This window comes from Gordonia sp. (in: high G+C Gram-positive bacteria), from assembly GCF_049299075.1.
Lineage (GTDB): Bacteria > Actinomycetota > Actinomycetes > Mycobacteriales > Mycobacteriaceae > Gordonia.
Genome location: NZ_JBAQWU010000129.1, coordinates 1 through 1,819, shown reverse-complemented (window position 1 = coordinate 1,819; position 1,819 = coordinate 1). Strand labels below are relative to the sequence as shown.

Annotated in this window: 1 protein-coding gene; it reads right to left on the bottom strand. The window is 69.1% G+C overall.

Annotated elements, in window-relative coordinates:
• Positions 1-1,819, bottom strand: a 1,819-nt coding sequence (locus tag WAW85_RS04400) for an exodeoxyribonuclease V subunit gamma (protein WP_422558430.1), incomplete at both ends; no start/stop codon positions are given.

Below are 1,819 nucleotides of genomic sequence, written 5' to 3'. Positions count from 1 at the left end.
GGCCCGCGCACCCTGGAGCAGCCGCGTGTCGTAGCTCAGCGGCGGGGCGCCGTCGGCGATCTGGAAGTTGCGGGTGTCGAATGCGTGCAACGTGTGCCGCTGCACCACCCCTGTGCGGCCGGCAACCTCGCCAGCGGTATCGATCAATTCGCTCAGCACGACCGGCGGCGGCACTATCGCCCCGGTCACTGGATCGGCTCCGGTGTAGAAAATCAGAAGGTGATCGATGGCCGAGCCGATCGCGTCGAGGAACACTTGGCGGTCCTCGTCGCCGCGATCGCGTTCACCGATCAGCGGGACGCGGCGCAGGATGTCGTCGCCGTCGATCGACCCGGCACGAGGGAAGACGCCGCTGTCGATTCCGAGCAGAATCACCGCCCGATGTGGCACCGAACGCATTGGGGTCAGGGTGCACACCGTCAGTTCACCGGTGCAGAAGTTCGAGCGTGTCGGCCGGGCGGCCACGAGGCGCCGTAGCAGACCGCGGATGTCGTCGCGGCCGAGTTCGATGTCGCGCGACCTCGCCGTATCGAGCGCGTCGGTGATCATCTCGATGGCCTGCGCCCGCTGCCACTGGGTGTCCGGGTGAGCGTCGGTCAGCGCGTCGACCGCGCCGATGAGCAACTCGGCCCAGGTGTGAGCCGAGCGGCGGCCGTCCATCTCGCGGAGCAGCAGGCCGAGCCGCGCGAGAAGTTCAGCGAATCGCCCGACCAGGTCGATCTTCGTGGATTCGACGCCAGCCATCGGCAGCCCGGGCCCGAGCCACTGGTTCTCCGACTCTTCGGCCAGCACCCCCAACAACAGCCGGTCACGGCCGACTGCGGCAGTGCCCTGCGGGAATCCACCCATCCCGAACCGGTCGCGCTGCACGTCGTCTATCGCCCAGCGGATCCCCGATCGCTGCACCCAACCGCTCACCGTGTCGAGCTCGTCCGGGGTGAACCCGAACCGCCGTTGCACTCCGGGCAGACCCAGCAGGTCGATCAGCTCACCCGAGCGCACCCGCCCGGCGGCCAGCTCGACGACTGCCGCGAGCACGTCGAGGACCTCGTTGGTCTCCCGCAACCCCCGATCGGCGAGCCGTACGCGCAGCGAGAAACCTGGATGGTCGAGACCGGCCTGGCCGAACGCGCCCTGGATGAGCGGCGCATAGGTCTCCACGTCCGGGCACATGACGAGGACATCGCGCGGCTGCAGGTCGGGGTGGTCGTCGAAGAGCCGGAGCAACCGGTCGCGTAGCACTTCCACCTGCCGCTCCGGACCGTGGCAAGCGTGCACTTCCAGCGAATCGTCGAGGCGCAAGCTGCTGTCCGGTCGTAGTTCATCACCGGCCAGCCCCTCTTGGACCACGGCCAGGAGTGTCGTGCCACGCCCGGGGACCGGGTGGTAAAAGTCCTGGTCGATGACCGGGGACAGCACCTCCTGCAACTCTTGCACGTCACGCGCGAGTGCGGCGAGCAGCGGATGGTCGGGCCGCAATCGGGTCGCCGCACTGCGCGGCCGGGGCACCGGAAGCGGCTGCGCAGCGATCTTCGACCACAGCGCATCGGACGGATGCGGCAGGAACAGCGAGACCTCGCGGTGCACGGCGAGCGCCGTCAGCACGGTCCGCAGCGACTCGGGAACCCGCGTTGCGCCGAACAGTGCGATCCGCGTGGGCAAGTCCACGACACCCGGATCGCTCCGGAGTCGTTCGACGACGACGTCGAGCTGCTCGGCGAGGTGCGGCGCGGCAACTTCCTCGCGGACCAGTCGCCACAACCACGCTTGCCAGGCCAGCGTCTCGTCGAGGTCGCGGCCAGCCCCGTCGGTGTCCCGG